General features: G+C 72.1%; 25 protein-coding genes. 4 read left to right on the forward strand and 21 right to left on the reverse strand.

The window, feature by feature from the left end; translation table 11 throughout:
- Window positions 1-140: 140 nt before the first annotated feature.
- From ACZ6MA_RS30040 to ACZ6MA_RS30065, 6 genes are all read right to left on the reverse strand, one after another.
- Complete coding sequence (locus ACZ6MA_RS30040; RefSeq protein ID WP_469437616.1) at window positions 141-326, reverse strand: LxmA leader domain family RiPP; 186 nt, start codon at window positions 324-326, stop codon at window positions 141-143.
- Window positions 327-411: 85 nt separating this feature from the next.
- A complete protein-coding gene (locus ACZ6MA_RS30045; protein ID WP_469437617.1) occupies window positions 412-627 on the reverse strand; it encodes an LxmA leader domain family RiPP in 216 nt (71 codons plus the stop codon).
- A gap of 85 nt (window positions 628-712) precedes the next feature.
- Window positions 713-1,675, reverse strand: a complete 963-nt coding sequence (locus tag ACZ6MA_RS30050; RefSeq protein WP_469437619.1) for a T3SS effector HopA1 family protein — start codon at window positions 1,673-1,675, stop codon at window positions 713-715.
- The gene (gene lxmK / locus ACZ6MA_RS30055) at window positions 1,672-2,841 is read right to left on the reverse strand and encodes a class V lanthionine synthetase subunit LxmK (protein WP_469437621.1); all 1,170 of its coding nucleotides are present in this window, start codon (window positions 2,839-2,841) and stop codon (window positions 1,672-1,674) included. The genes ACZ6MA_RS30050 and lxmK overlap by 4 nt, the downstream gene beginning before the upstream one ends.
- 385 nt (window positions 2,842-3,226) lie before the next feature.
- On the reverse strand, window positions 3,227-3,934 hold the full coding sequence (locus ACZ6MA_RS30060) for a response regulator (protein WP_469437622.1): 708 nt from the start codon (window positions 3,932-3,934) through the stop codon (window positions 3,227-3,229).
- Window positions 3,931-4,659, reverse strand: coding sequence for a DedA family protein (locus ACZ6MA_RS30065; RefSeq protein WP_469437623.1), 729 nt, complete (start codon window positions 4,657-4,659; stop codon window positions 3,931-3,933). Before ACZ6MA_RS30065 ends, ACZ6MA_RS30060 begins: the two co-directional genes overlap by 4 nt.
- 727 nt (window positions 4,660-5,386) lie before the next feature.
- Here ACZ6MA_RS30065 and ACZ6MA_RS30070 point away from each other — a divergent pair.
- Window positions 5,387-6,595 (forward strand): THUMP-like domain-containing protein, encoded by a 1,209-nt coding sequence (locus ACZ6MA_RS30070; protein ID WP_469437625.1) that lies wholly within the window; start codon window positions 5,387-5,389, stop codon window positions 6,593-6,595.
- Between the two features lie 32 nt (window positions 6,596-6,627).
- A complete protein-coding gene (locus tag ACZ6MA_RS30075; RefSeq protein WP_469437626.1) occupies window positions 6,628-7,263 on the forward strand; it encodes a Uma2 family endonuclease in 636 nt (211 codons plus the stop codon).
- 46 nt (window positions 7,264-7,309) lie between these two features.
- On the opposite strand, the gene tsaD is transcribed toward ACZ6MA_RS30075, so the two are convergent.
- The 3 genes from tsaD to tsaB are packed head-to-tail and all read right to left on the reverse strand — an operon-like array spanning window position 7,310 to window position 9,766.
- The gene (gene tsaD / locus ACZ6MA_RS30080; protein ID WP_469437627.1) at window positions 7,310-8,455 is read right to left on the reverse strand and encodes a tRNA (adenosine(37)-N6)-threonylcarbamoyltransferase complex transferase subunit TsaD; all 1,146 of its coding nucleotides are present in this window, start codon (window positions 8,453-8,455) and stop codon (window positions 7,310-7,312) included.
- Window positions 8,448-9,074: a ribosomal protein S18-alanine N-acetyltransferase gene (rimI, locus tag ACZ6MA_RS30085; RefSeq protein ID WP_469437792.1), complete on the reverse strand. Its 627-nt coding sequence runs from the start codon at window positions 9,072-9,074 to the stop codon at window positions 8,448-8,450. Before rimI ends, tsaD begins: the two co-directional genes overlap by 8 nt.
- A gap of 23 nt (window positions 9,075-9,097) precedes the next feature.
- On the reverse strand, window positions 9,098-9,766 hold the full coding sequence (gene tsaB / locus ACZ6MA_RS30090) for a tRNA (adenosine(37)-N6)-threonylcarbamoyltransferase complex dimerization subunit type 1 TsaB (RefSeq protein ID WP_469437629.1): 669 nt from the start codon (window positions 9,764-9,766) through the stop codon (window positions 9,098-9,100).
- A gap of 127 nt (window positions 9,767-9,893) precedes the next feature.
- Between tsaB and ACZ6MA_RS30095 the strand changes: the two genes are divergently transcribed.
- Window positions 9,894-10,484 carry a hypothetical protein gene (locus tag ACZ6MA_RS30095; RefSeq protein WP_469437631.1) on the forward strand — a complete coding sequence of 197 codons (591 nt, stop codon included), beginning with the start codon at window positions 9,894-9,896 and terminating at the stop codon, window positions 10,482-10,484.
- A gap of 766 nt (window positions 10,485-11,250) precedes the next feature.
- On the opposite strand, the gene tsaE is transcribed toward ACZ6MA_RS30095, so the two are convergent.
- The 3 genes from tsaE to alr all read right to left on the reverse strand — a co-directional run bounded on the left by tsaE (window position 11,251) and on the right by alr (window position 14,312).
- The gene (gene tsaE / locus ACZ6MA_RS30100; RefSeq protein ID WP_469437633.1) at window positions 11,251-11,814 is read right to left on the reverse strand and encodes a tRNA (adenosine(37)-N6)-threonylcarbamoyltransferase complex ATPase subunit type 1 TsaE; all 564 of its coding nucleotides are present in this window, start codon (window positions 11,812-11,814) and stop codon (window positions 11,251-11,253) included.
- A 75-nt stretch (window positions 11,815-11,889) separates the two neighbouring features.
- Window positions 11,890-13,116 carry an alpha/beta fold hydrolase gene (locus ACZ6MA_RS30105; RefSeq protein WP_469437635.1) on the reverse strand — a complete coding sequence of 409 codons (1,227 nt, stop codon included), beginning with the start codon at window positions 13,114-13,116 and terminating at the stop codon, window positions 11,890-11,892.
- A gap of 17 nt (window positions 13,117-13,133) precedes the next feature.
- Window positions 13,134-14,312, reverse strand: a complete 1,179-nt coding sequence (gene alr / locus ACZ6MA_RS30110; RefSeq protein ID WP_469437637.1) for an alanine racemase — start codon at window positions 14,310-14,312, stop codon at window positions 13,134-13,136.
- A gap of 99 nt (window positions 14,313-14,411) precedes the next feature.
- Between alr and ACZ6MA_RS30115 the strand changes: the two genes are divergently transcribed.
- Window positions 14,412-15,842, forward strand: coding sequence for an NAD(P)H-hydrate dehydratase (locus ACZ6MA_RS30115; protein ID WP_469437639.1), 1,431 nt, complete (start codon window positions 14,412-14,414; stop codon window positions 15,840-15,842).
- On the opposite strand, the gene ACZ6MA_RS30120 is transcribed toward ACZ6MA_RS30115, so the two are convergent.
- The 9 genes from ACZ6MA_RS30120 to ACZ6MA_RS30160 form a co-directional block, all read right to left on the reverse strand.
- Window positions 15,834-19,214, reverse strand: a complete 3,381-nt coding sequence (locus ACZ6MA_RS30120; protein ID WP_469437641.1) for an NACHT domain-containing protein — start codon at window positions 19,212-19,214, stop codon at window positions 15,834-15,836. The two genes, ACZ6MA_RS30115 and ACZ6MA_RS30120, sit on opposite strands and share 9 nt — an antisense overlap.
- Window positions 19,215-19,319: 105 nt before the next feature.
- Window positions 19,320-19,745: an ATP-binding protein gene (locus ACZ6MA_RS30125; protein ID WP_469437643.1), complete on the reverse strand. Its 426-nt coding sequence runs from the start codon at window positions 19,743-19,745 to the stop codon at window positions 19,320-19,322.
- A gap of 357 nt (window positions 19,746-20,102) precedes the next feature.
- Window positions 20,103-21,287 carry a helix-turn-helix domain-containing protein gene (locus ACZ6MA_RS30130; protein ID WP_469437645.1) on the reverse strand — a complete coding sequence of 395 codons (1,185 nt, stop codon included), beginning with the start codon at window positions 21,285-21,287 and terminating at the stop codon, window positions 20,103-20,105.
- Window positions 21,288-21,382: 95 nt separating this feature from the next.
- Window positions 21,383-21,760: a fic family toxin-antitoxin system, toxin component gene (locus ACZ6MA_RS30135; RefSeq protein ID WP_356449089.1), complete on the reverse strand. Its 378-nt coding sequence runs from the start codon at window positions 21,758-21,760 to the stop codon at window positions 21,383-21,385.
- The gene (locus ACZ6MA_RS30140; RefSeq protein ID WP_469437647.1) at window positions 21,760-21,999 is read right to left on the reverse strand and encodes a hypothetical protein; all 240 of its coding nucleotides are present in this window, start codon (window positions 21,997-21,999) and stop codon (window positions 21,760-21,762) included. The genes ACZ6MA_RS30135 and ACZ6MA_RS30140 overlap by 1 nt, the downstream gene beginning before the upstream one ends.
- A 132-nt stretch (window positions 22,000-22,131) precedes the next feature.
- Window positions 22,132-23,067 (reverse strand): MerR family transcriptional regulator, encoded by a 936-nt coding sequence (locus ACZ6MA_RS30145; protein WP_469437649.1) that lies wholly within the window; start codon window positions 23,065-23,067, stop codon window positions 22,132-22,134.
- Window positions 23,068-23,184: 117 nt separating this feature from the next.
- A complete protein-coding gene (locus ACZ6MA_RS30150) occupies window positions 23,185-23,553 on the reverse strand; it encodes a holo-ACP synthase (RefSeq protein WP_469437651.1) in 369 nt (122 codons plus the stop codon).
- Window positions 23,550-25,397: a glutamine--fructose-6-phosphate transaminase (isomerizing) gene (gene glmS, locus ACZ6MA_RS30155; protein WP_469437652.1), complete on the reverse strand. Its 1,848-nt coding sequence runs from the start codon at window positions 25,395-25,397 to the stop codon at window positions 23,550-23,552. Before glmS ends, ACZ6MA_RS30150 begins: the two co-directional genes overlap by 4 nt.
- A gap of 24 nt (window positions 25,398-25,421) precedes the next feature.
- Window positions 25,422-25,658 carry a hypothetical protein gene (locus tag ACZ6MA_RS30160; protein WP_469437654.1) on the reverse strand — a complete coding sequence of 79 codons (237 nt, stop codon included), beginning with the start codon at window positions 25,656-25,658 and terminating at the stop codon, window positions 25,422-25,424.
- Window positions 25,659-25,802: the final 144 nt, after the last annotated feature.

The raw sequence follows: 25,802 nt of genomic DNA on the forward strand, positions 1-25,802 counted from the left end.
CACTGTCACCGAGCCCTGCGGCGTGGGATCTTTGCGGGACAGACGAGGGGGGGGGGGGGGGGGGGGGTGTGGGGGGGGGGGGGTGTCCCCCCCCCCCCCCCCCCCGGGCCCGTGCCGGGCAGAGCCCGGCACGGTGGGGATCAGCAGCCGCCGGAGATGGTGCGGGCAGAGAACTGACCGGCCATCCAGGAGACGCCCGCGCTCGCCGCGGCAGCGCACAGCGGCGTGCTCGCCGGAGCGTTGCCGGTCGCGTTGACCTGCAGCTCCGCGGAGTTCGTGTAGGCGTCGTAGCCCGCCACGAGCTCCATGATCGAGGTGCTCTTCATAGGTGATTCACCTCCTTTCCGTACTCGACGGACATCACGCCGGACGGCGTGACGAGTCATGAGGAGGCAGCTGTGAAGCAGCTGTTCAGCAGGTGATCTCGTACGTCGCGCCGCTGATGGCGGAGGCGCCGGCCGAGGCCCAGCCCGCGCACTTGGCGGAGGAGGCGCGCGAGGCGACGGAGACACAGACCCAGGTGGTGGCCGGGGCGCCCGCGGCGGCGCTGACGTTCAGCTCCTCGGCCTCGGTGTACGCGCTGTAGCCGGCGATGAGGTCGGTGATGGCCATGGTCTTGTTGTTCATTGGTATCCTCATTCGTGATGTTGCTTTTCTTGATTCAGTTCTGAACTGAATCCAGGGGGCGCGCACACGCCTCCTGGAAAACACTTCAGCTCCGGACAAGTGGGGCTTCCCGCGGGTCGACGGAGTCGAGGTTGCGGGAGGGATCGGCCGGGTCGATGTTGGCCGCGGCCAGCCGGTCGTGAAGGACCCCGGCCAGCGCGCCGGGGTCCCCGGCCGTCTCGATCAGCGCCTGCGCCAGCACGCTGGCCCGGTGCTGGCCGAAGCTCAGTCCGTCCATTCCGGCCGCGGAGTCGCGGGGCTCCCAGGCCGTCGCCACACCCGGGCGCAGCCGGCGGGTGAACACCGAGGTGTCGGTGCCCACGCCGGGCAGGCCGCCGAGGGCGTCGGCGAGTTCCTGAGCGGCATCCCGGCTCCGGCTGTCGAGATAGACGACCAGGGCATCGCGCCGCGGGTACAGGTGCTTACTGGAGATGATCTTCGCGCGGTAGGTCACCGCGTGCTCTTCGAGGTGCTCCAGCGCCGTCCGCCAGATCGCGGGCGCCGCGGTCCACTCGGTGATGTGGACGTAGACGCGCAGCAGATCGGCGGACCGGTGCGGCGTCGTGCCCTCGACGAGGAAGAAGCCGGGCGACAGGGCGGGACGGCACGAGGTGTTGGCCACCCCGACCGTGGTGCCGGGGGTGATCGCGCCCTCCGCACGGATCCGGTCGGCCGGCACCCAGACGCGCACCCCGCCGAGTTCGACCAGGTACGCGGACTCCTCGGCCGCGTGGACCAGGCCGCGCAGGACCGTCTCGGAATGCGGCACGGCCGCCGCGAGCGTCCGCTCGAACTCGGCGTCCCGCAGCCGGAACGGAAGGTCGGTGTCCTCCAGGTCCAGCCCCGCGTGCAGCCCCTCGTAGAGCGCGTTGGAGAGCAGTCGGCGCAGTTCGCGGGAGGTGTCGGCCTCGATGCGCTTGGTGCCCACCGTGGCGCTGGACCGGTCCGGTGCCACCGTGATCCCGCGGGCGGCTTCGAGCAGCGGGGGCGAGACGTGGCTGCCGGTCATGGCGTTACCTCAAATCCGAGAAGGGGGGCGAACTTGTGCGGCGTGAGGAGCGCCCCGCGGCCGATTCCCGCGGCGGCCCGCTCGATGCCGGACAGCCGCTGGCTCTGCGCGGCGCCCGCGATCAGCCGGTCCAGCAGGTGCCAGCCCGCGAACGCCGTGGCGCGCACGGTGAACTCCGCGTCGAGGTCGGTGCGGACCGTCCGGTAACCGCTCCAGAAGCGGTGCACCAGGGGGAGCAGCCGCTCCATCTTCTCCGCGCCCCTGGCCAGGACCTGGTCATGGGTGAGTTCCAGGTCGTCGAAGGCCGACGACCCCGTGTCACCGCGGGGGGTGACGATGTCGAGCACCGACCGGTAGAGCCACTCCCCGGCGAACGAGCCCACGTCCCGGGCCCCGTCCGAGAGCCGGAACTCCTCCCAGTCCGTGAGGATCGGCACCCCGTCGTCGGTGACCAGCAGCTGGTCCACCCGGAAGTCGCAGTGGGAGGGGACGCGCGGGGCGCGGCTCTCCCACTGCCGGAGGTCTTCCAGGGCCTTGATCAGCGCCGCGTCGTGCTGCATGAGCCGCCAGGCCTCCAGCTCGGCGAAGCTCAGCTCGTTGTACATGGCCAGCGGCATGCCGCGCAGCAGCCCGGCGTCCGGCAGCGACGGCTGTGTCCGGTCCGGTTCACCGGCCGGGACGGCGGTGTGGAGTGCGCCGATCGCCCGGCCCACCGCGAAGGCGAGGTCGTCGCCGAACGCCTGGTCGACCATCAGCTCCGCGCCGCTCTTCGCCTCGATGTGGTCGAACACCACCAGGTGGGCGTCCTCGTCGGAGCCCAGCAGCACCGGTACGTATCCGGCGAGACCGTCGACGTCACCGACGAATTCCTCGAAGGACAGCAGCCGCTTCATCCGGGCCCGCACGTCCGCCCCGGGACCGACCAGACGCTTGACGAAGACCCTGCGCCCGCTCGTGGTGTTCCCCGCCCAGGCGTGGTTGCGGCCGACCGGCGCCGACACCGAATCACGGACGAGCGCGCCCAGACCGAGCCGGACCAGCAGCGCGTCCACTTCGGGGAACGCGTCCAGGTCGACCGGCCGGAAAGTGGGCGTGGCTTTGGGTGCCGCACTCTTTCCGAGATCTTCGATGGGTTTGTCGGCGTGTTCCGGCCGGACGGTGAGCATAACTTCCCCCGATGCAGTGATGCTGCTTTCACAATGGAGGTGGGTAGCCGTTTCGGAGAAATAGCGAAATCATTTTCGCAACGAGTGCGCATGACGCGGTTTCACTCGCACGAACATTCCGAAGAACTACGCCAGGACATCCTTGGCGGACATTCCTGCCGAGGCCCCGTTCCACTTCCTTCGAATGCCGTCGGCTCCTGTGGAGCAACGCCCTTCGAACGGCCCGGACTTTTCTTTCCCGACCTGGAACAAGAATATCTGCCGGGGCCGGCCACACCACCCGCCATTCGTTTGGCAGCGGCCAGCCAAGTGGCTGGACCCGGCACCGGCAGCCCCCCGATGGGATGGCACGCGTCCGCCCATCGGGGTAAGCGGCGGCCGGTTCTCAGCGATGCGCGTGCGTGCCCGTGAGCCGGGCGGTGTGTTCCATGCCCGGGCGTGGGCAGTACGGCAGTCGCGCGCGGTCGGCGATGACGGCCGCCTGTACGCGGTTGGCGACGCCGAGCTTTCCGAAGATTCCGCTGACGTAATCCTTGACCGTGCCGACGCCCATCAGAAGTCTGCGGCCGATATCGGCATTGGACAGCCCCTCGGACACCATCGCCAGCACTTCGTGCTCACGCTCGCTCAGCGCCGCCGTGAGCTGCCGCGCGTCCTCGACGGCGGTGGAGTTCTGGGCGTCCTCGCTCACCTCGGACAGCAGCTGTGAGCCGGCCAGGCCGGACAGGACGATATTGCCGACGGCGAGGGCGCGCACCGATGCCACCAGCTCGTCGGGCCCGGTGTCCTTCAAAAGGCACCCCGCCGCTCCCATCCGGAGCGCCGCCAGGACGGAGCTGTCGGCGGCGGGGGTGGAGAGCACGGCCACCCGGGGCGGATCGGGCAGCTCCAGCAGCCCCTTCAAGACGCCGAAACCATCGACGGAGCGCATCTGGAGGTCGAGCAGTACGACGTCCGGCCGGCAGTGCCGGGCCTCGGCCACCGCCTGGGCGCCGCCCGTGACCCGGGCGCTGAGCCGGTCCGCCGATTCGATGATCATTTGGAGGCCCGCACGCAACAGCGGGTCGTCGTTGGCGATCAGAGTGAGGGTCACGACGCCTTCCCGGCGGCTCGGCGGCTCACGACCAGCCGCGTGAGCAGCATCGCGGCGATGATGGCCAGCGAGACCCACAGGGCGTAGTCGGTCACCTTCTCGGCGATCCGCACCGCGGGAGACCCGATGGCGTAGCCCAGTCCGGTGAACAGCCCGGCCCAGGCAGCCGTCCCGATCAGGTTGAGCAGGAGGAAGGTCGTCAGCCCCATGCCCACCCAGCCCGCCGACGCGAACGCGAGCGCCGAGGGAATCAGCGGCAGGGGAGCCAGCACGACGGCCGCCGCGATGACCCGCCGGCTCGCCGGGGTCTCGCGGGCGAGCAGGCTCTGACTCCGCTTCTTCTTCCGCTCGTCCGGAGGGCCGGCGAGGAGCCGCACCAGGCCGGCGCCCCACAACCGCCCCGCCAGCCAGAAGACCCAGGCGAACTTCATCATCCCGACCACGCCGGCGAGGAGGGCGAGGACGAACGGGGCGTCACCGACGCGGGCGAACGCACCCGCGACGGTCATCGTGGTCTGATCGCCGGTCAGCACCGCCAGCAGGACCGGGTTGCTGCCGATCAGCCAGGGTTTGAGCGGCCACATCGCGAAGGAATAGGCGAATACCGCCCATATGCTGTACCAGCAGACAAGGTCCCTCTTCGAGGGAGAACCACCCCATGGCAGCCATGGCTTGTCGAGGGGGCGGGGTTTGTCGATCCGAACACGCCGAGTCTCGGTGGTCAAGCGGGAACTCCTATATCACACTGCCAAACCTCGAGGACCGAGGGACGCAAAGGCCCGCCGCGCGGCACGGCCGGCGGTGCGGAGCGGTCGACGTCCGAAAGGGCTCTCTCGAGGGAATCCTCATAGCACTGGAACCGGCGCGGTCCCCCCGGCGTCTCGCATGGAGAAACCGCGAGGGCATGCGCGTTCCCGCTAGCGCACCAGTGCGCGTACCTTGGTCGCCAAAATAGGTCGAACCATGTCTCCCCCGATGGAATGCGAATACCACGGGCGCATGTCGCATACGCCGCCGCGCGCGAAGCTTCCTCCGCGTCCGGAAATTCACATATCTTTTGTCATGTCCATAGCGCGCAAGGCGAGGGGGAACCCGCCCCTCAAACCTTACGAACTCTTCCCCGTGGGGCAGAACTGCCTGAGATTGGTCATTGGCCAGCTCTACCCGATAGGGCAAACCTAGGCGCAGAGATCCACACAAGCAAGATCACTCATGGTGACTGTGGTGCAGATCACCCACCGGGTTACCTACATTCACATGCGTGTGCAATTTCAGGGCGAGACTTTTATCCAAAAGTAAAGCAATGCCATAGGGCGCTTAATGGATGCGCCGTCCGCGAAAGCAGGAGCGGAGGGCACCGGCACCGGGCACCGCGACGGCCGCGCCCGCCCCCGCTCCCCCCGTCCGCCCCCTCCATGCCGCGGCGGCACGCCCCGGCACGTGTCGGCGAGAATGAGACACGTGCCCGCACCGAACTCATCCACCGGCTCGCCCGACAGCGCCTTCGCCGCCCTCCTGACCGACGAAGGGCGGCGGCTCCTCGACTCCCTGCGCGACTACGACCCCGCCCGGGAACTCGCCACCGCGACCCGGCTGCGCCGCGAGCACCCCGCCGAGCTGGTGTCGGCGGCGCTCGGCCAGGCGCGGCTGCGGCAGCGCGCGGTGGCGAAGTTCGGGGCCGAGGACGCGTACCGCATGTTCTTCACCCCCAACGGCGTCGAGCAGTCCACCCGGAAATCGGTGGCCGAGTACCGCGCCGGGCGCTTCGCCGCGCTCGGCGTCCGCCGACTCGCCGACCTGTGCTGCGGCATCGGCGGTGACGCCATCGCCCTCGCACGGGCCGGGGTATTCGTACTGGCCGTCGACCGCGACCCGCTGACCTGCGACGTCGCCCGCGCCAACGCGGCCGCCCTGGGGCTGTCCGACCTCATCGAGGTGCGCTGCGCGGATGTCGCCGAGATCGACACCACCGGCTACGACGCGGTGTTCGTCGACCCGGCGCGGCGCGGCGGCCGGGGCCGGATCTTCGACCCCGAGGCGTACTCGCCACCGCTGTCCTGGGCGGTCGGGGCGGCCCGTACGGCCCCGCGCGCCGCGCTCAAGATCGCACCCGGGGTGCCGCACGAGGCGATCCCCGACGACGCGGAAGCCGAGTGGATCTCGGACGGCGGTGATGTGAAGGAGGCCGTGCTGTGGTTCGGCACGGAGCCGGGGGCGCGCCGGGCGACGCTGCTGCCCGGGCCGGCGTCCTTGGCGGGCCGGGGCCTGCCGGACCCGGCCGTACGGCCCGTGGGCCGCTATCTCTACGAGCCGGACGGCGCGGTCATCCGCGCCCACCTCGTCGCGGAGGCGGCCGAGGATTTCGACGGTGGGCTGATCGACGAGACGATCGCCTACGTGACGAGCGACGAGCTGCGCCCGACGCCGTACGCGGCGGCCTACAAGATCACGGACGTGCTGCCCTTCAACCTGAAGAAGCTCAAGGCCCTGCTGCGCGAGCGCGAGGTGGGTGTCGTGACGGTGAAGAAGCGCGGCTCGGCGGTCGAGCCGGAGGAGCTGCGCAAGAAGCTCAAACTCGAAGGGGTGAACTCCTGCACGATTCTGCTCACCCGGGTGGCGGGTGCCCCGACGATGCTGCTGGGGCATCCAGTCCGGGCGTAGCCTGGCATGAGCGACAAGGGAGGACAGCGAGAATGGCCGCCGATCCCATCACCGAGCCGATGAACAAGCCGCACGAGCAGGACCCCATCGATCTGCTGATCGCGTTCGAAGAGGCATCCGAGGTGCCGATTCGACCGGAGTACTTCGAGGGGATGGTGTTCGTGCCACCGCAGCCGGACTTCGATCATGGCGACGTTACCGGGGACCTCTACCACCAGTTCCGCTCCGCCGGAGTCCGGCTGGCCGGTATGGGGATGGGGTTCCGCACCGGGGTGAACCAGGAGGGCGTGGACGAGACCCGCTCCTTGGCCATCCCCGACTTCTATGTCCTGCGGCGCAGGCCCACCGAGCTGGACGAGGCGTACCGCAAGGCCCACAAGGGCTGGTACTCGATCGACCTCCTCGCTCTCGTCGGAGAGGTCACGTCCAGCAACCACGAGACGGACACCGGGCCCAAGTACCGCAGCTACGCGGCGGCCGGGATCCCGGTCTATGTGCTCGTCAACCGCAAGGACGGCCGGGTGTACGTGCACACGGAGCCGGTCGGCGACCCGGAAGACCCGGGCAAGAGTCACTACCGCACCACCACGAGTACCGAGCTGGGCGGCAAGGTCGGCCTCCCGGACCCCTACCCCCCGCTGGACACCTCAGTGCTGCTGCTCCCCTGACCCGACGCGGCTCCTCAGGATCAGGGAAGCAGCACACCGCGTCCCGCTAGTACAGATTGTCCTTGCTCAGCTCGTGGAAGTGGTCGTGGTCGTGCGCGTGGCCATGACCGTGGCCATGGCCGTCTCCGTGGTCGTGGTCCTCGTCGTGTGTGCCCGGCACGTGGGGCTCGGTGACCGGGAGCGACGAGTCGGCCGAGAGGTCCCACGACGACGCCGCGCGGCCCCGGGCCACCATCTCCGCGCCGAGCGCCGCGACCATCGCGCCGTTGTCCGTGCAGAGCTTCGGATTGGGTACGCGCAGCACGATGCCCGCGTCCTCGCAGCGGCGCTGGGCCATGGCGCGCAGCCGGGTGTTGGCGGCGACACCGCCGCCGATCATGAGGTGGTCGACGCCGTTGTCCTTGCAGGCGCGGACGGCCTTGCGGGTGAGGACGTCGACGACGGCCTCCTGGAAGGACGCCGCCACGTCCGCGACGGGCACGTCCTCGCCCGCCGCGCGCTTGGCCTCTATCCAGCGGGCCACGGCGGTCTTGAGGCCGGAGAAGGAGAAGTCGTAGATCGGGTCGCGCGGGCCCGTCAGACCGCGCGGGAACTTGATCGCGGCCGGGTCGCCCTCCCGGGCGTAGCGGTCGATGACCGGGCCGCCGGGGAAGCCGAGGTTCAGGACGCGGGCGACCTTGTCGAAGGCCTCGCCCGCCGCGTCGTCGATGGTCGAGCCGAGCGGGCGGACGTCGGCGGTGATGTCGGGTGCCAGCAGCAGGGACGAGTGGCCGCCGCTGACCAGCAGTGCCATCGTCGGCTCGGGCAGCGCGCCGTGTTCGAGCTGGTCGACGCAGATGTGCGAGGCGAGGTGGTTGACGCCGTAGAGGGGCTTGCCGAGCGCGTACGCGTACGCCTTGGCCGCCGAGACGCCGACGAGCAGGGCGCCCGCGAGGCCGGGGCCGGCGGTGACCGCGATGCCGTCGAGGTCCCGGGCGCTCACGCCCGCTTCCTTCAGGGCCCGCTGGATGGTCGGGACCATGGCTTCGAGGTGGGCGCGGCTGGCGACCTCGGGGACGACGCCGCCGAAGCGGGCGTGCTCGTCGACGCTGGAGGCGACCGCGTCGGCGAGGAGGGTGTGGCCGCGGACGATGCCGACGCCGGTCTCGTCGCACGAGGTCTCGATGCCGAGGACGAGGGGTTCGTCAGCCATGGGTCATTCCTTGCTCGGTGTTCTTCGCGGCGGGGCCGCTGTCGGAAGCGGAAGGGTCGGACGGGGCTTCGGTCGCGAGGCGCATGACCAGCGCGTCGATGTTGCCCGGCTGGTAGTAGCCGCGCCGCACCCCGACCGGTTCGAAGCCGAAGCGCTCGTACAGCCGCTGGGCGCGGGTGTTGTCGACCCGCACCTCCAGGAGCACTTCGCGGCACTCGAAGTCGGTCGCGGTGGTGAGCAGCTCGGTGAGGAGGCGGGCGCCCAGGCCGGTGCTCCAGTGGTCGTAGGCCACGGCGATGGTCTGTACGTCGCCGGTGCCGTCGATGGCCGCGAGGCCCGCGTAGCCGACGATGCGGCCGCCGGTGGGGGTGGTGCCGGCGCCCGCGCCCGGGCCGCCGGCCGCGCCGGCGTGGCGCCCGGCCACCCCGGCGTCACCGGCGCCCGGGGAGTCCTCGGCAAGGTCCGCGCCGACGGGCAGCTCGGCGACGACGTAGCGGCGGTTGGCGTTGGCCCCGCGCGCGTGGGCCAGCTCGGACCAGAAGAGCCCCTTGGACCAGGCGTCGTCGGGGAAGAGCGCGCGCTCCAGCTCCAGCACCGGTGCGATGTCCCACCAGCGCATCTCACGGATCCGCACGGCCTGGCTCACTTGGGGGTGACCACCTTGTAGTTGGCCGGCACCTGCGCGTCCGGGCGGCGCAGGTACAGGGGCTGGTCCGGCAGGAACGCGCCGCCCGTCCGCAGCTTCTCCGCCGCGAGGGCCGCCAGCGCGCCCGCCGACTGGTGCCGGGGCAGGTCGGCCCGTACGTCCGAGAACGCGTCGGGGTACAGCACGGCGCCCGCGCCGACGGCCGTGAGGCCCGCGAGCGGCTCGGTGAGGTCGGCGGGGCGGTCCACGGCGGGCTCGCTCACGCGGGTGCGCGCGTCCGCGTAGCGGGCCCAGTAGACCTCCTTGCGGCGCGCGTCCGTCGCCACCACGAACTCGCCCTCCAGGCCCGCCTGGCCGGCGGCGTACGCGATTCCGTCGAGCGAGCACAGGCTGTGGACGGGGACGGACAGCGCGGCGGCGAAGGTCGCGGCGGTGACGATGCCGACGCGCAGACCGGTGTACGGTCCGGGGCCCACGCCCACGACGATCCCGGTCACGGCGTCCAGCTTGCGGCCCGCCTCGCCGAGTACCCGGTCGACGGCGGGCAGCAAAAGCTCGCCGTGGCGGCGGGCGTCCACCTGGCTCGATTCGGCGACGACGGTGTCCCCGTCGTACAGGGCGACGGTCACGGCGGGGGTGGCGGTATCAAGAGCGAGCAGCAGCACATGGACAGCCTACGGCGCGCGAGGGGGCGTCCGTCGCGCGCGGCCGCCTCCGCCGAGAGCACGACGGGGGCGTGGGCGGTGCTACGGTCAGCCGCAAAGTCGTACGTAGGACGAAAGGGTGCGCAGCGTGGCACGCAGCAGCGCGGGGGCAGTGGTGGCCGGGCTCACGGCGGCGGCGCTGGCCGCGGTCGGCTTCCTCGCCTTCCAGGCACAGGCCGCACCCGACCGCCCCGCCCGGGCCACCGCCTCGGACTCCGCCGGCAAGACCGGGGAGAAGGCCAAGGGCGGCCAGGACGCGTCCGGCAAGGGCGAGACGGGCCGGGAGAAGGCGGCGGCCCCCGTCCCGGCCGGTTCGGGCACCGGAGCGCGGGTCGTCTACGCGCTCGGGCAGAAGCGGGTCTGGCTGGTCGGCGCCGACGGCAAGGCCACCCGGACGTTCGAGGTCACGCCCAGCACGGCCACCCTGAAGCCGGGGACCTACGCGGTCACCTCGCGCGGCCCGCAGGTCGTCGGCTCGGACGGCACCCCCGTCGAGCACGTGGTGCGCTTCCACAGCCTGCCCGGCATCGTCTTCGGATTCAGCGCGGCGGTCGACGGCTCGATGCCGGCTCCGTCGGCGACCGCGAAGAAAACGGGCGGCATCCGGGAGACCCGGGCGGACGGCAACGCGATGTGGGCGTTCGCGGTCAGAGGGATGAAGGTCGTCGTGGTTCCGTAGCCTCTGCCCTGGCCGGGCTTTGGGTCACTCGTACGGGTGCCTTCTCGCCTGGCCGGCGCCTTCTTCGACCACGGGCCGTCCTGGCCGCCTGCGGCGGCGAGCGCCTCTCGCCTGGCCGACGTCTTCTCCGACCGCGGGCCGTCTTTGCAGCCTGCGGCGGCGAGCGCCCTGCGGGCGCGTCCTCAATCGCCGGACGGGCTGGTTTTGGCTGGCCTCGGCCCCAAAACCAGCCCCTCAAACCAGCCTGCCCGGCGATTGAGGGCACAGCTCAGCCACATCAAGCCCGTCCGGCGATTGAGGACACCACAGCCGAAACCAAGCCCCCGGCGCTTCGAGGACACACCTCAGCCAAAACCAGCCTGCCCGGCGATTGAGGACACCACCGCGCAGCGGGGGTGCAGGCGGCACCGGCCTAGGCCGCGTCCCGCTCCCCGGCGCCTTCGGCGCCTTCGGCGCCAGCGGCGCCAGCGGCGCCATCCGCATCCGGCGCCAAAGGCGCCAAAGGCGCCGCCGGCGGAGTCGAGACCGCGTCGGCCGCCGCGCACGACGCCAGGAGGTCGCGCATCGACGGGGGGCGTTCGTCGGAGCGGTTCACCACGGCGGCTGTGGGCTCTGGGGCCGACATGTAAGCCTCCTGGGGCAGCTGGGCAAGGTCAGGTGGTAGTTAGGTACACCTAACCGAGTCTCTGTCTCCATGTGACCATGCCCGGCACCGCCGACGCAACACGTTGCCGACGACTTGTCGGAACGTACGGACAGCCGTCTTCTACCCCAGTGGCGCGAGGTCCACGCCCGCCCAGCGCGCGCCGACCCCGGTCACCGTCACACCGCGCTCGTCGTCGACGTCCTCGGCGCCGTCGAGGTCGGCGAGGCCGGGGGCGTCGGCGCCCAGGGCCCGTTCGATGACGACGTGCAGCCGGTCGTCGGACAGCTCCTCGACCTTGCCGTCACCCCACTCCACGACGATCACCGACTCGGGCAGCGAGACGTCGAGGTCGAGGTCCTCCATCTCGTCCAGGCCGCCGTGCAGCCGGTAGGCGTCGACGTGGACCAGGGCGGGGCCGTCGCCGAGCGGCGGGTGCACCCGGGCGATCACGAAGGTGGGGGACGTGACGGCACCGCGCACGCCCAGGCCCTCCCCCAGGCCGCGGGTCAGCGTCGTCTTCCCGGCGCCCAGCTCGCCGGTGAGCAGCACCAGGTCACCGGGGCGCAGGAACGTGGCCAGTCTGCGGCCGAGTCCTCGCATGTCCTCGGCGGACGTGACGGTGACGTGGGTGGTGGTGGCGGCGTCGGCCGGGGCTTGGTGGGCCGTGTCGTGCGGGGCGCTCATACCCGCCGATGGTACGGGCTCGGGCCCCTTCGGGGCTCAACCGTGCCGACGTCCGTTCGAGCCCTCGCCCGGCCCTCAGCCGTGCCGGCGCGCCCCGGCCGCCCGCCGCTGCGCGATCTCGCGGGCCGCCTCGTCCGCCCCGGCCGCCGCCAGCATCCCGGCCAGGTGCTCGTCGACCGTCCCGGGGTGCTCCAGCATCACCAGGTGCCCGGCGTCCGGCACGAGCACCAGCTCGGCGTCCGGCAGGGCCGCCGCGATGGCCTCGCTGTGCTCGCTCGGCGTCATCAGATCCTTCGTCCCGGCGAGGACGAGCACCGGCAGGTGGTCGAAGGCGCACAGCGCCTCCACCTTGTCGTGCTCGGCGAAGGCCGGGTAGAACTCGGCGACGATCTCGACGGGTGTCGCCTCGATGAGCCGCTCGGCGAACCGCGCCACCGCCGGGTCCACGTCCCGTGAGCCGAACGAATAGCGCTTGATGAGCCCCGCGAACAGGTCGGCGGTGGCCCGCCGCCCCCGCTCGACCAGTTCGGCCTGCGCGTTCATCAGCCGGAAGACGCCCGGCAGGATCCGGCGGGCCACGTTCAGCCCGCCGACGACGGGAAGGCCGTAGGTGAGTTCGGCGAGCCGCCCCGACGAGGTGCCGACGAAGGCCGCGCCCACCACGCGCTCGGCGACCAGCTCGGGGTACTGCGCGGCCAGCGCCATCATCGTCATGCCGCCCATCGAGTGCCCCACCAGAACCAGGGGCCCTTCGGGGGCGGCGGCGTCGATGACGGCCTTGAGGTCGCGGCCCAGCAGGTCGATGCTGACGGGCGCCTGCCGCTCCCGCTGGGCGACGCCGCGCCCGGAGCGGCCGTGACTGCGCTGGTCCCAGAAGACGCACCGCACCGCACCGCGCAGCGCGGCCCGCTGGAAGTGCCAGGCGTCCTGCCCCAGGCAGTAGCCATGGCTGAAAACGACGGTGACGGGCTGGGCCGGGGGCCGCGCCGGGCCCTTGAAGAGCCGCCGGCGCGGGGCCGGGGCGTCCGTCGCGGCCGGGACGTCGACCTCGTCGACCTCGTAGTACAGCTCGGTGCCGTCCTCGGCGACGGCCGTGCCCGCGGTGCCGCGCAGCGTCCCGAACGGCGCCGTGGCGTCCAGGGCGAGCCGCGCCTTGCGGCGGATGCCACGGCCCACCGTCAGGCGTTCCACCGCCACCCCGACCGCGGCCCCGGCGGCGACGACCCCGATCGCGGCGCCCGCGAACCCGGCGCCCCGCCGCCAGTCGGCGGCGTCCACGCCCGTGGTTTCCCCTTCGCGCATTTCCGGTCCCCCGTGTCCTAGCTGTGGTCCACGTCCTCGGCGGTCTCGTTCCCGTTCTCACCGACATAGACGCGGGGCACCCTGTGCGAGATGCGCGTGACGACCTCGTAGGCGATCGTGCCGGTGGCACGCGCCCAGTCCTCGGCGGTCGGCTCGCCCCGGTCGCCCGGGCCGAACAGCACCGCCTCGTCACCCTCCCGGGCGCTGTCGCCGCCCAGGTCCACGACGAACTGGTCCATGGCCACCCGGCCCGCGACCGTCCGCCACTTGCCCCCCACCAGCACCGGCCCGGTGCCGGAGGCGGCCCGCGGAATGCCGTCGGCGTAACCGACGGGGACGAGGGCGAGGGTAGTCGCGCCGGGGGTCGTGTAGTGATGCCCGTACGAGACACCGTGTCCGCCCGGCACCCGCTTGACCGAGGCGAGGGACGCGGACAGCGTCATCACGGGCTTGAGGCCGAAGTCCTCCGGCGTGCCGACCTCGGGGCTCGGGGAGACGCCGTAGATCGCGACACCGGTGCGCACGAGGTCGAAGTGGGCTTCGGGGAGCGTGAGCAGCGCCGGGGAATTGGCGATGTGCCGCACCTCGGGGGCGATCCCCTGGCCCTCGGCATAGCCGACGGCGTCCTTGAAGACCCGCAGCTGCGCCTGGATGGAAGGATGGCCGGGCTCGTCCGCGCAGGCGAAGTGCGACCAGATGCCGGTGACCCGGATCAGGCCCTCGGTCTCGGCCGCGCGGGCCGCGAGAACCAGTTCCGGCCAGTCCCCGGGCTGGCAGCCGTTGCGGCCGAGCCCGGTGTCGATCTTCAGCTGGACGCGGGCCCGCAGACCGCTGTCGCGGATGGCCGCCGACAGCTCCTCCAGCGCCCACAGGCCGCTGACCGAGACGTCGATGTCGGCCTCGACGGCCTCCCGCCACGGCCCGCCCGGGGTCCACAGCCAGCACATCAGCCGCCCGGTGTCCCCGGCGTCCCGCAGCGCCAGCGCCTCCTGCGGCGTGGCCGTACCGAGCCACTCGGCCCCGGCCTGCCGCGCCGCACGGGCGCAGCGCACCGCGCCGTGGCCATAGGCGTCCGCCTTGACCACGGCCATCAGCTGCGCCCGGGGCGCACGCGCGCGCAGCGTCATCACGTTGGCCCGCAGGGCGGCCAGGTCGATCACGGCACGGGCGCGCATCGGCATCGGTGTCTCACTCATCCCCGTCAGTGTCTCAGGCCCCCCGGAGGCGGTGGGCGCGGTGGTGCCGAGGGTGTCATGTTCCGGGCGGACGGACGCGACGGCGGCCACACTGTGGGCATGAGGACTGCTTACCGTGTCGAGACCGTACGGGCCGCCGAACGCGCGCTCATGGCCGAGCTGCCCGAGGGCGCCCTGATGCACCGCGCGGCGGCCGGCCTCGCCGCCGCCTGCGCCGGTCTGCTGGGGAAGGTGTACGGGGCACGGGTGGCCCTGCTGGTCGGCAGCGGCGACAACGGCGGCGACGCCCTGTACGCGGGCGCCCGGCTGGCCCGGCGCGGCGCCGGGGTGAGCGCGGTGCTGCTCGCCCCGGACCGCGCGCACGCGGGCGGCCTGGCGGCGCTGCGGGCGGCGGGCGGCAAGGTCGCCTCCGCGGAGGAGGGCGACCGGGTGGTCCGGCGCGCGGACCTCGTCGTCGACGGGATCGTCGGCATCGGCGGCCGGGGCGGGCTGCGCCCGGACGCGGCGTCCCTGGTCGCGGCGGCGGCAGGGGCCCTGGTGGTCGCCGTCGACCTGCCCAGCGGCGTCGACGCGGACACCGGCGAGGTACGCGGCACGGCGGTCAGGGCGGACGCGACCGTCACCTTCGGCTCGTACAAGCCGGGTCTGCTCGTCGATCCGGCCCGGGAGCACGCGGGCGCCCTGCGCCTGGTCGACATCGGCCTCCGCCTGCCGGGCGTACCCGAGGTGGAGGCGCTCCAGCACGCGGACGTCGCCGCGCTGCTGCCCAGCCCGTCGGGCGAGAGCGACAAGTACCGCCGGGGCGTGGTGGGGGTGGTGGCCGGCTCGGACCGCTACCCCGGCGCCGCGGTCCTCTGTGTCGCGGGCGCCCTGCACGGCGGCGCGGGCGCGGTCCGCTATGTCGGGCCCGCGGCCGACGCGGTCGTCACCCGCTTCCCCGAGACCCTGGTCTCGGCGGGCCCGCCGTCGAAGGCGGGCCGGGTCCAGGCGTGGGTGGTCGGCCCGGGCCTCGGCGACGACGCGCGCGCCCGCCGGGCCGTCGACGACGTCCTGGCCTCGGACGTCCCGGTGCTCGTCGACGCGGACGGGCTGCACCTGGTCTCCGCCGACGCGCTGCGGGCCCGCTCCGCCGCGACCGTCCTCACCCCGCACGCCGGCGAGGCGGCGGCACTGCTCGGCTGCTCCCGCGAGGACGTGGAGTCGGCCCGGCTGGAGTCGGCCCGCGCCCTGGCCGAACGCTTCGGGGTGACGGCCCTGCTCAAGGGCTCGACGACGGTGGTGGCCCCGGCCTCGGGCGAGGCGGTGCGGGTGAACCCGACGGGGACACCGTGGCTGGCGACGGCGGGCAGCGGGGACGTGCTGTCGGGGCTGACGGGGTCCTTGCTGGCGGCGGGGCTGCCGGGGCGGGACGCGGCGTCGGTGGGGGCGTATCTGCACGGTCTGGCGGCCCGGTCGCTGGGCGCGGCGCCGCTGACGGCGATGGGGGTGGCGGGGAAGCTGCCGGAGGTGTGGCGGGGGGTGTCAGGGTGACGGCGCCACGACGGTCAGCCGGGAGCCGGGGGCGAGCAGCTCCCGGTGCACCACCGGCCCGGAATGCTCGACGCGGACGGCCACCGCTCCCAGGGCCCGCAGCGGTGCCAGGTCGAGGGGGTCCTTGGCGAGCGGGGAATTGGTGATCCGGATCTTCCGCAGTCCCGGGTAGGCCCTGGGCACATGGGTCAGCCCGCAGATCCCGTCCGGATCGCGCAGGTTCAGCGTCGTCACTTGCGGCATCGGCTCCCGGGTCCGCAGCGACCACAGGTCGTCGTGCAGGACGGTCAGCGTCCGCAGCCCGGGTGTGCTGCTCACGGCGAGCCATTCCGAGCGCCGGACACCGATGCTGTCGAACAGCAGCGTGTGGAGCGAGGGGTGGCGGCGCGCCCGCGCCAGCCAGGGGCCGGCGGCGATTCCCTGCCCGAGGCCGAGGTACTGGAGCTTCGGCGGCAGCACCCCCACCAGGGCGTCGGACAGCCCCGACCGATGGCCTTCCAGCGGCGGGGACCAGTCGAGGGACAGGATCCGCAGCTCGGCCATGCCCGGCACCGTCTCCAGCCCGCCGGGGCAGTCGGCGAGTGACAGGTTGAGCATGTGCAGCCGTCGGCTGTCCAGCGCGTCCAGGTGGGCGACGCCCTTGGAATGGGAGACCCGCAGCGTCCGCAGGGGCGGGCACGCCCGCAGGGCGCGCAGGTCGACGACCTCCGGATTTCCCTGGAAGGCCAGGTCCGTGAGGGCCGGAGTGGGCAGGTCCGCCAGGTCGTCGGCGGCCAGCGGCCCCCGGCACTGCACCCAGGGCCGCCCCCCGAGTCTCTTGAGCGCGGCGAGGTGTGCCCGCGACTTCACCACGAACTCCAGCATCTCCCCGTCGGCGTCGGCGTAGGGGAGCCTGCCGATCACCGCGTCCGCGTACCGGTCGGTGTCGAAACGGTCCCAGGCCCAGACGAGTTGCGCCCTGACCTCCAGGTACGGGTGGGTGGCGTACTCGGCCAGCAAGGGCACGGCCCGCTCGTCCGCGACGGTGGTGGCCGCCACGACGACGGCGTGCGCCACCTCGTCGGCCAGCCCCTCGGGCCCCGGCAGCAGATCGATCACCACCTGTCCCGCCGCCGCGAGGCTCTTCGCGGACTCCAGGTCGCCCGGCGGCACCAGCTCGGCGGTCGCCGCCTCCACCCGGGCGCGCACGGCCGGGTCCACCTCGGTGGCGTGCTCCAGACACGCCGCCGCCAGCAGACGCAGCCGGTTGCGGTGCGCCGGTTCGCGCGCGCCCCGGGCCAGCAGCATGCCGAGCAGCTCGGCACGCGCGCGGGGCGGCGCGTGGCCGACGGCCATGCGCAGCACGTCCTCCCACTGGTCGTCGTGGGCGTTGTTGACCAGCAGGTCGAAGTCCCAGTCGTCCATGGCGGCCTGAGCCCCCAGATAGTCCTGGAACGTACGGTGGATGAAGTCCAGGGTCTCGCTGGTGGGCCGGCGCAACAGCCCGCTGCGCAGGACGAGGTGGTGCAGGATCCCCTCGGCGTCACCGCGCGCCGCCACCGACGGCATGGCGGGCAGCGCCCGCTCGACGATCTCCACGGCCCTGCGCCACTCGATCTCGGAACGGCCGTTGCGGATCAGCCAGTAGGCGATCTTCTGGAGCAGTGCCACCTGCTGGGCCTGGTCCAGCTCGGGCCGGTCGGGGCCCATGAGGATCTCGCGTTCCCGGTCCCGGCGGACGAGCAGCAGCTCCAGCGCGGCGCGGTACAGCTGCATCCGGCCATGGGGCAGATATCCGCGCCGGGCCCGGTTGAGGGCGCAGATCAGCGCGCACATCAGCGGATTGGTGGCCAGCCGGCCCAGATCCGGCTTGGCGACCACCGCGGCGGTCAGGGCCTGTTGGAAGGAGCGCAGCCGCTCGTTCTCCTGCCCGCCATGGGGGTCGGCGCAGCGTGCCGCCGCCGTGTGCCACCGCTTGATGAAGGTCGCGACGTCGCTCTGGCTCATCGGGAGGAGTTCCAGCTCGGTGAACCCGGCGTCCGCGAGCCATCCCTCCCGCACGGCGGAGGGCCGGGTGGTCACGACGTAACGGGCCTCCGGGTAGGCGGCCAGCAGGTCCTTGAGCCAGACCAGGGTGCGCCGACGGTCGGCTTCGGGGACCTCGTCCACGCCGTCGATCAGCAGCAGCACCGTGCCCGCGGTGAGCCGGTCGGTCACCCACCCCTCGGTGCCGGGCAGCCCGGCCAGCGGGCCGGCGGCGACGGCGAGGAACTCCTCCGGCCGCGGCAGCGTGCCCTCCCGGATGAGGGTGCGCAGCGGCAGGGTCAGCGGTACGCACCCTTCGAGGTGGCCGAGCCCGGGCGGCAGTTCGGTCTTCGCGGTGATGGTGGCGAGCCATTGCAGAAGCGTGGTCTTCCCGGACCCGGCCGCGCCCCTGAGGAGGACGCGCTTCTGTCCGGCCAGCGCCTCTTCCACGCGCTGCGGAGAGGGCCCGACGGGCGCAAGGGGGTTCTCGAAGCTCATGGCGGTCACCGGCGGCACGACGCTCCGCTGGTCGCGCGTCTCCCGTGGTGTCGCGCCCGTCAGTTCGAGACTGAGATACGCGGCGTCCAGCGGCCAGGCCTCACCGTCGGCGTCGGAGAGCGTGAGGCCGACGATGGTCAGCTCACCGGCCTTCTTGACGAGGTAGTCCCGCAGCCTGCTCTCGAACGCCACGGTCTCCAGCTCCCGGGGCGAGGAGAGGGGGCCCCAGGTGATGGGGTGGCCCGCCTGGGCGCACTGAGCGGAGTAGTCGCCGTTGAGCACCAGGGATCGCATGGGCGTCGTCGTCAGCCGGCCGTGCCGCCAGCCCGCCGGGTCCTCGCACACGACCCCGACGAGCATGCCGTTGACGAAGACGGCGGCGCCGGACATGCCCGCCCACGGCGACTGCCCTTCCGTCGGCGCCCGCGGTGCGATGTGCGCGATGTCGAGCACATGACGGCCGCTGAGCATCTGACTGCCCGGCTTGAACGTACCCACGAGCTGCTCGGTGTCGAGTTCGCCGTCGGCATCCCGCGCGAGGTGGGGAAACCCGACGGCCAGGGCGCCCGGCCAGACCCGCAGATCCGCGGCCAGCCCCACGACCAGCGGCTCGAAGGAATGCGCCACGTCCACCGACACGAGCGGGGAGTCGGCGACGAGCAGGGCGGCATCGCCCTCGCCCCACTGGTCGTCCCGCGTCCACACCACCCGGCAGGTGACGGTCCCGAGCCCGCCCGGCACGATCACCCGCACCTCGTCCGCGCCCCGCACCACGTGCCCGGCGGTGAGCACCAGGCGCGGCGTCAGCAGATACCCGCTCCCCTGGCGCGCCCCGAACACCGCCGCGATCCGTTCCTTCGCCGGGTGCACAGCCTTCCCCCGTCCGCCCCCAACCACGACCGGTCAGACGATACGGCAGGCGGGTTGGGCGGATGGGGAAATCACCGCGAGAGCCGGACGCGGTGGCCGTGGCCGTCAGGCCGTCACGGCCAGACGGCCTTCTCTCACTTCTCTCGCTTCTCTCAGCTCGAACCAGACTTGTTTGCCGACCAGTTCCAGCCCGTCCCACACCCATGTGACGCCGGAGGCGTGCGAGAGGCGGCGCACGAGCATCAGCCCCCTCCCGCCCTCCTCGTCCACCCGCGCCCGCCGCGGCCACGGCAGCCTGCGCAGGTCGTCGTCCCGGACGGCCACCACGACGTGCTCCGCCCCGACGGTCACCTCCACGGCCAGCACGGGCACGCGCGCGTGCCGCACGACGTTCGTCACGGCGTCCGAGACGCAGACCCGGGCGTCCTCGATCAACGGCCGCCGCTCGGCGGCGACGAGAGCGGCCGAGACGAACTCCCTGGCCAGCCGGGCGGAGGTCGGCACGGCGGGGGCGACGAGCCGGTAGGTCATCGGTTCGCCTCCACGCCGTGCGGTGGGCGGGGAACGATGTTGATGCCGTGGGCTGTCGCCCATAGGGCGTAGGGGGCGGCGTGTGCCGGGGCGGGTGTCGGTGGTTGCGTGACCACGCGCGTGGCGGTGGCGGTGGCGGTACGACGGGAAAGCAGGGCTCTCGCCCAGCGGCTCCAACGACGGATAAAGTCAGGCATGTTGACGCTCCAGCTCAGCGTTGGCCATGCCCCCGGGCCGTTCGCAGCGGTCGCGGGGGTCCTTCGGCCATCACAGAGTGCCGACACACCAAGGCCGGAACTATCAGAGGTCGCTGATAGCCCCGGCCAATGGATAGCCGGCGGTCACAGCGGCGGGCGGTCACATCCCCAGCCACGCTCCATAGTTGCCGAACGTCTCCGGCATCCTCCGCTTCGCCGACTCCAGCCCTGCGTACGTCTCCCGTACCGTCGGGTGGTAGCGCGTCTGCTGGGGCGCCAGCTTGCGCGCCTTCTGCAGGTTCTTGAAGGCCGCGTCCGTGCTCCCGGTCCACATCAGGGCCTGCGCGACCTCGGTGTAGTGGTGCGCCAGCCGGGAAGGGGCCCACCCCTCGGGGATCGTCGTCTCCTGTGCGGTGCGCACCGCCTCCGGGTACTGGCCGAGTTCGGCGAGCACGCTCACGCGGTGCACATCGACGTTGGTCGGACCGAACGAAAGCCAGTGCACCTCTTCCGCCGGTCCCGTCCGCTCGGCGATGCGCCGCGCCTCGTCAAGGTGCGCCTCGGCCTTGCCCGCATCCCTGGCCCGACCCGCCAGCACGGCGGAGCCCAGGTGCAATTGCCCGGTCGCGACGTCGCGAACCCTGCCCGCCTCCGCCTGCTCCAGAGCGGACCTGCCCAGGCGGACCAGTCTCTCCCCGGTCCGGCAGTCACCCGCCCGAAGGTAGGCCGCCCCACGGAGGTACTGGCGGATCCCGCCGAGAATCGGGTCCGAGGCCCGCTCGGCGGCCCAGCCCATTCGGTCCAGTGCGACCATGCCCAGATCGGGATAGCTGAGCTTGGTGGTCACGTCGTAAGCGGTGCGGTACGTGCTGGCGAGCAACCGCCAGCTCCGAGCGCTCCGAGCGGTGTGGGCCGTCGTGGTGGCCTCGTGGATCAGGCCGGGCAGGTCGGTGGCGGCCTGCTTGATGTTCGTGGCGCGAACCAGGGCACACAGCGTGTCCGCGTGCTCCTCCAACTCGGTTATCGGGCGCGGCGTTACGTCCGGATCCGGCCCGAGGTCGTAGACATTCAGCGCCTCGCGAATGGGCTGGATCAGCCCGTCGAACTGATCCTTCCGCAGCTCTTCGAGATACGGCTGACCGGTCAGTTCCGTGACGGGAACGGAAAGAGTCCGCGCCAGGGTCCCGATGACGGAAGGGCTCGCGGGCAGCACACCCTGCTCGATTTTCGTCAGGGCGCTGTACGAAACGTGGGACAGGTCGGCCAGTTCGCGCTGCGTCAGCCGACGCACCTTGCGCGCGTGCGCGATGCGCGTACCGGTGTGCTCGTCAATGTACGGGGGCATGGTGAGCTCCGTTCTGACTGGACATCTGAACGGTACCGCCGCCCCGTCGCGGGGTAACGACGAACGGCCCCCGCTGGTCGGTGGCGCAAACGGTGTCAGCTCGCGGTGGGCCAGGCGCGGAGGAGCGTCGCGATCTGGGGGGCGGTGCAGGCTGGGCTGAGGAGCAGGTCTCGCAGAGCGGTGGCATCGGTGCGTGTGGGCTTGACGGAGACGCCACAGGCTTCCAGGTACATCACTCCGCTCGCGGCGGCGACGGTCAGGTTCGAGCGCTCCAGCCAGCGACAACGGCCCAGCGTATGAACCAGGGCCGCAGCCCTGGCGTAGGGGCCGTCATAGACCGGCCGGTCGAGAAGCTCGGCCTGATGGCGGGCACAGGCGGCGACCGGAACACCGTAATCATCCGGAGAAGGGTCTCGGACACCGGCGATCTGGGCGACCTGCAGAATCCAGGCCACATCGATATGCAGTTCCATTAGGCGGCGCGCGCCCCCGGACCGGCCTGTCGGCCCTCTTCGGCCTCGTCGAAAACCGCGCCGTGATCCTCGATGAACCGCGCCGCCGCGGCCATGGCACGCTCCCGGATCCCGCTGGCGTCCTCCATCACGAGCTGTGCCAGATAGTCGCCGAGGGACAGGTTCCGAGCGGCCGCCCTCTGACGGGCCAGCTCAGCGACCTCCGCATCGACCCGTGCACCGAGTTGAGTTTTTCCCATACGCACACGGTAACAGCTGTTACCACACTACGGGCAAGGAATGACGCACACGCGTCGGTAGTCCACCCGGTGGCGGGGGAACGACGAACGGCCCTGCCCCGCAGGGCCGTTCGCCTCCTCGGATCACAGCAATCAGCGGCCCGCGCGAAGCCCCGCGATCAGCCACTCCACCGCCGGGCCCATGCTCGGGGCCGGCCAGCCGTTGATCACGGCGATGAGCCGCCAGTAGCGCTCGTACCGCGAGTCATGGCCGATCTCCATCCGTTCCAGCAGCCAGGCCCGGAACTCCGGGCCGTCCTCGCGGCCCGACAGTTCCGCGCTCCGGGCCACCAGCTCGTCGACCGTCGGCCGGGCCGCCTCGGAGGCCGGGTCGATACCGGCTTCCCGCGCCGAGGCGGTCCGTTCCATGATCAGCTCCGCCAGACGGCGGGCATCCTCCGGGGCGGGCGCCCCGGCCTCCTTACGGGCCCGGAGCTGGTCGACCGCGGCCTTGCGCATTCCGGCACGGAAGTCGGCGTCCTGGACCAGCTCCGCCAGTTCCACCCAGGCGTCGATCTGCTCGGGCGCCGGGTCCTCCGGCAGCTCGGGCATCGCGTCGCGCATCGTGGCCAGGAACGCGTCGTCGGCGTCGAGGCCGTCGAAGGCGTGGTCGATGAAGTCGTGGATCAGGCGGCGGCGTTCCTGATCGGAGAGGTTGGCGAGCTTGTGCATGAGTTCCATCTCCTCGGGTGTGGACCCGCGTCCGGCTACCGCTCGCAGGACGGCCTGGCGCAGCCGCAACGTGCGGATCTGCACGTCGAGCGCCTCGGCATGTACGGCGGCGACCTCGGCGACGGTGATCTCGCGCTCCAGCACCCGCTGGATGGCGGCGAGACCGACACCGAGTTCGCGCAGCGTATGGACGAGGCCGAGTCGGGCCAGGGCATCCTGCCCGTAGAGGCGGTAGCCCGCGGGCGTACGGTCGGTCGGCGGCACCACTCCCGCATCGGACCAGAACCGGATGGTCTTGACCGGCAGCCCGGTCAGCCGGGCCAGGTCACCGATGGAATGGAGGGTGTCGTCGTCCATGTCCGCCACCTTGGTGTCTCCCGTCGCTGGAGAGTCAACGCCGGGGCGCCCGGCGCTCCGTCCGGGAATCGCCGCGGGCGCCCGTCGGCGTGCGGCGCCCGCGACCGGCCCCCGCCCCTACCCCTCCGCGATCACCACCGCCGACGCCACCCCCGCGTCGTGGCTCAGGGAGATGTGCCAGGAGCGCACCCCCAACGCCTCCGCGCACGCGGCCACCGTGCCGGTGACCGTCAGGCTCGGGCGGCCGCTGTCCTCCGTGGTGACCTCCGCGTCCGTCCAGAGCAGGCCCGCCGGGGCGCCCAGGGCCTTGGCCAGGGCTTCTTTCGCGGCGAAGCGGGCCGCCAGGGAGGCGACGCCCCGGCGTTCGCCGCTCGGCAGGTACAACTCCGCTTCGACGAACAGACGGTCGGCGAGGCTCGGTGTGCGTTGCAGGGCCGCGTCGAAGCGGTCGATCTCGGCCACGTCGATACCGACGCCCACGATCATTCGACCGTCACCGACTTCGCCAGGTTGCGCGGCTGGTCGACCTCGTTGCCGCGGGCCGTGGCCAGCTCGCAGGCGAAGACCTGGAGCGGGACGGTGGCGACCAGGGGCTGCAGGAGCACCGGGGTGGCGGGGATCTCGATGAGGTGGTCGGCGTACGGGCGCACCGCCTCGTCGCCCCGCTCGGCGATGACGATCGTGCGGGCGCCCCGGGCCCGGATCTCCTGGATATTGGAGACGATCTTGTCGTGCAGGACGGACCGGCCGCGGGGTGACGGGACGACCACGACGACCGGCAGATCGTCCTCGATGAGCGCGATGGGGCCGTGTTTCAGCTCGCCCGCCGCGAAGCCCTCGGCGTGCATGTAGGCGAGTTCCTTGAGTTTCAGCGCGCCTTCCAGGGCCACCGGATAGCCGACGTGCCGGCCGAGGAAGAGGACCGTGTTCTTGTCCGCCAGGGAGCGGGCCAGCTCACGGACCGGCTCCATGGTCTCCAGCACCTCCTCCACCTGCGTGGCGATGGCCGACAGCTCGTGGACGACGGAGACGATCTCGTCGCCCCACTTGGTGCCGCGCACCTGGCCCAGGTAGAGGGCGACGAGGTAGCAGGCCACCAGTTGCGTCAGGAACGCCTTCGTGGACGCGACGGCGACTTCCGGGCCCGCGTGGGTGTAGAGCACCGCGTCGGACTCGCGGGGGATCGTCGAGCCGTTGGTGTTGCAGATCGCCAGGACCTTCGCACCCTGCTCCCGCGCGTGCCGCAGGGCCATCAGGGTGTCCATCGTCTCGCCGGACTGGCTGATGGCGATCACCAGCGTGCGCTGGTCGAGGATCGGGTCGCGGTAGCGGAACTCGCTCGCCAGCTCCGTCTCGCAGGGCACACGCGTCCAGTGCTCGATGGCGTACTTGGCGATCATTCCGGCGTGGTACGCCGTGCCGCACGCGACGATGACGACCTTGTCGACCTCCCGCAGCACGGACGCGGGGATGCGGACCTCGTCCAGCAGCAGCGCCCCGGACGCGTCGATGCGGCCCAGCAGCGTGTCCGCGACCGCCTTCGGCTGCTCGGCGATCTCCTTGAGCATGAAGTAGTCGTAGCCGCCCTTCTCGGCCGCTGCGGCGTCCCAGTCCACGTGGTAGGTCCGCACGTCCGCGGGGGCGCCGTCGAAGTCCGTGACGGTCACGCCGTCCCGCCGCAGCTCCACGACCTGGTCCTGGCCCAGCTCGATCGCCTCGCGGGTGTGGGCGATGAAGGCGGCGACGTCGGAGGCGAGGAAGTGCTCGCCGTCGCCGACGCCGACGACGAGGGGGGAGTTGCGGCGGGCGCCGACGACCACGTCCGGGTCGTCCGCGTGCACCGCGACGAGCGTGAACGCGCCCTCCAGGCGGCGGCACACCTGGCGCATGGACTCGGCGAGGTCGCCGCAGGAGGAGAAGGCCTCGGCGAGCAGATGGGCGACGACCTCGGTGTCGGTCTCGGAGGCCAGGGTGTGGCCGCGCCCGGCCAGCTCGGCGCGGAGCCCGGCGAAGTTCTCGATGATGCCGTTGTGGACCACCGCGACGCGCCCGGCGTTGTCCAGGTGCGGGTGGGCGTTGGCGTCGGTGGGACCGCCGTGGGTGGCCCACCGGGTGTGGCCGATGCCGGTCGGGCCGGACGGCAGCGGCCGCTCGGCCAGCTCCTTCTCCAGATTGGCGAGCTTGCCCGCCTTCTTCGCGGCGGCGAGACCGCCGTCGGCCGGCACCGCGACCCCGGCCGAGTCATAGCCGCGGTACTCCAGGCGCTTCAGGCCCGCCAATACGACGTCGAGGGCGCACTGCCCTCCCACATAGCCAACGATTCCGCACATGGAGTGCAGCGTAAGGCCCAGGACTCAACGCCCGCGGTCGATCCGGTCGATGGCCTCCTGGACGAGTTCGAGGTACTCGACCTCCTCGCAGCGCGGCTTGCTGCCCAGCTCGTAGCCGACCAGGCAGTCCTCCAGGTCCTGCCCGAGGTCCTCGTCCGGCAGGTCGTCCGTCAGTTCGCTCCGCACCCGGTCGGCGAACGCGGCGCGGCTCGCCGGGGCGGAGCGGGACCGGCGGCGGCGTAAGGCTCGGAGAGCGAACACGGTGTCCCTCTGCTGGTGGGGGCTCCGGCGGCGGTGGGGGTCCGGAGTGGCTGGGAACGTAGTCGCGACCCGCCGGTAGGTACAGGGGGCGAGGCCGAACGTCACTCGCTTGTGTCCCCCCGCCCCTCCCCCGCGCCCCATAAA

Source organism: Streptomyces sp. NPDC042259 (genome assembly GCF_055582085.1).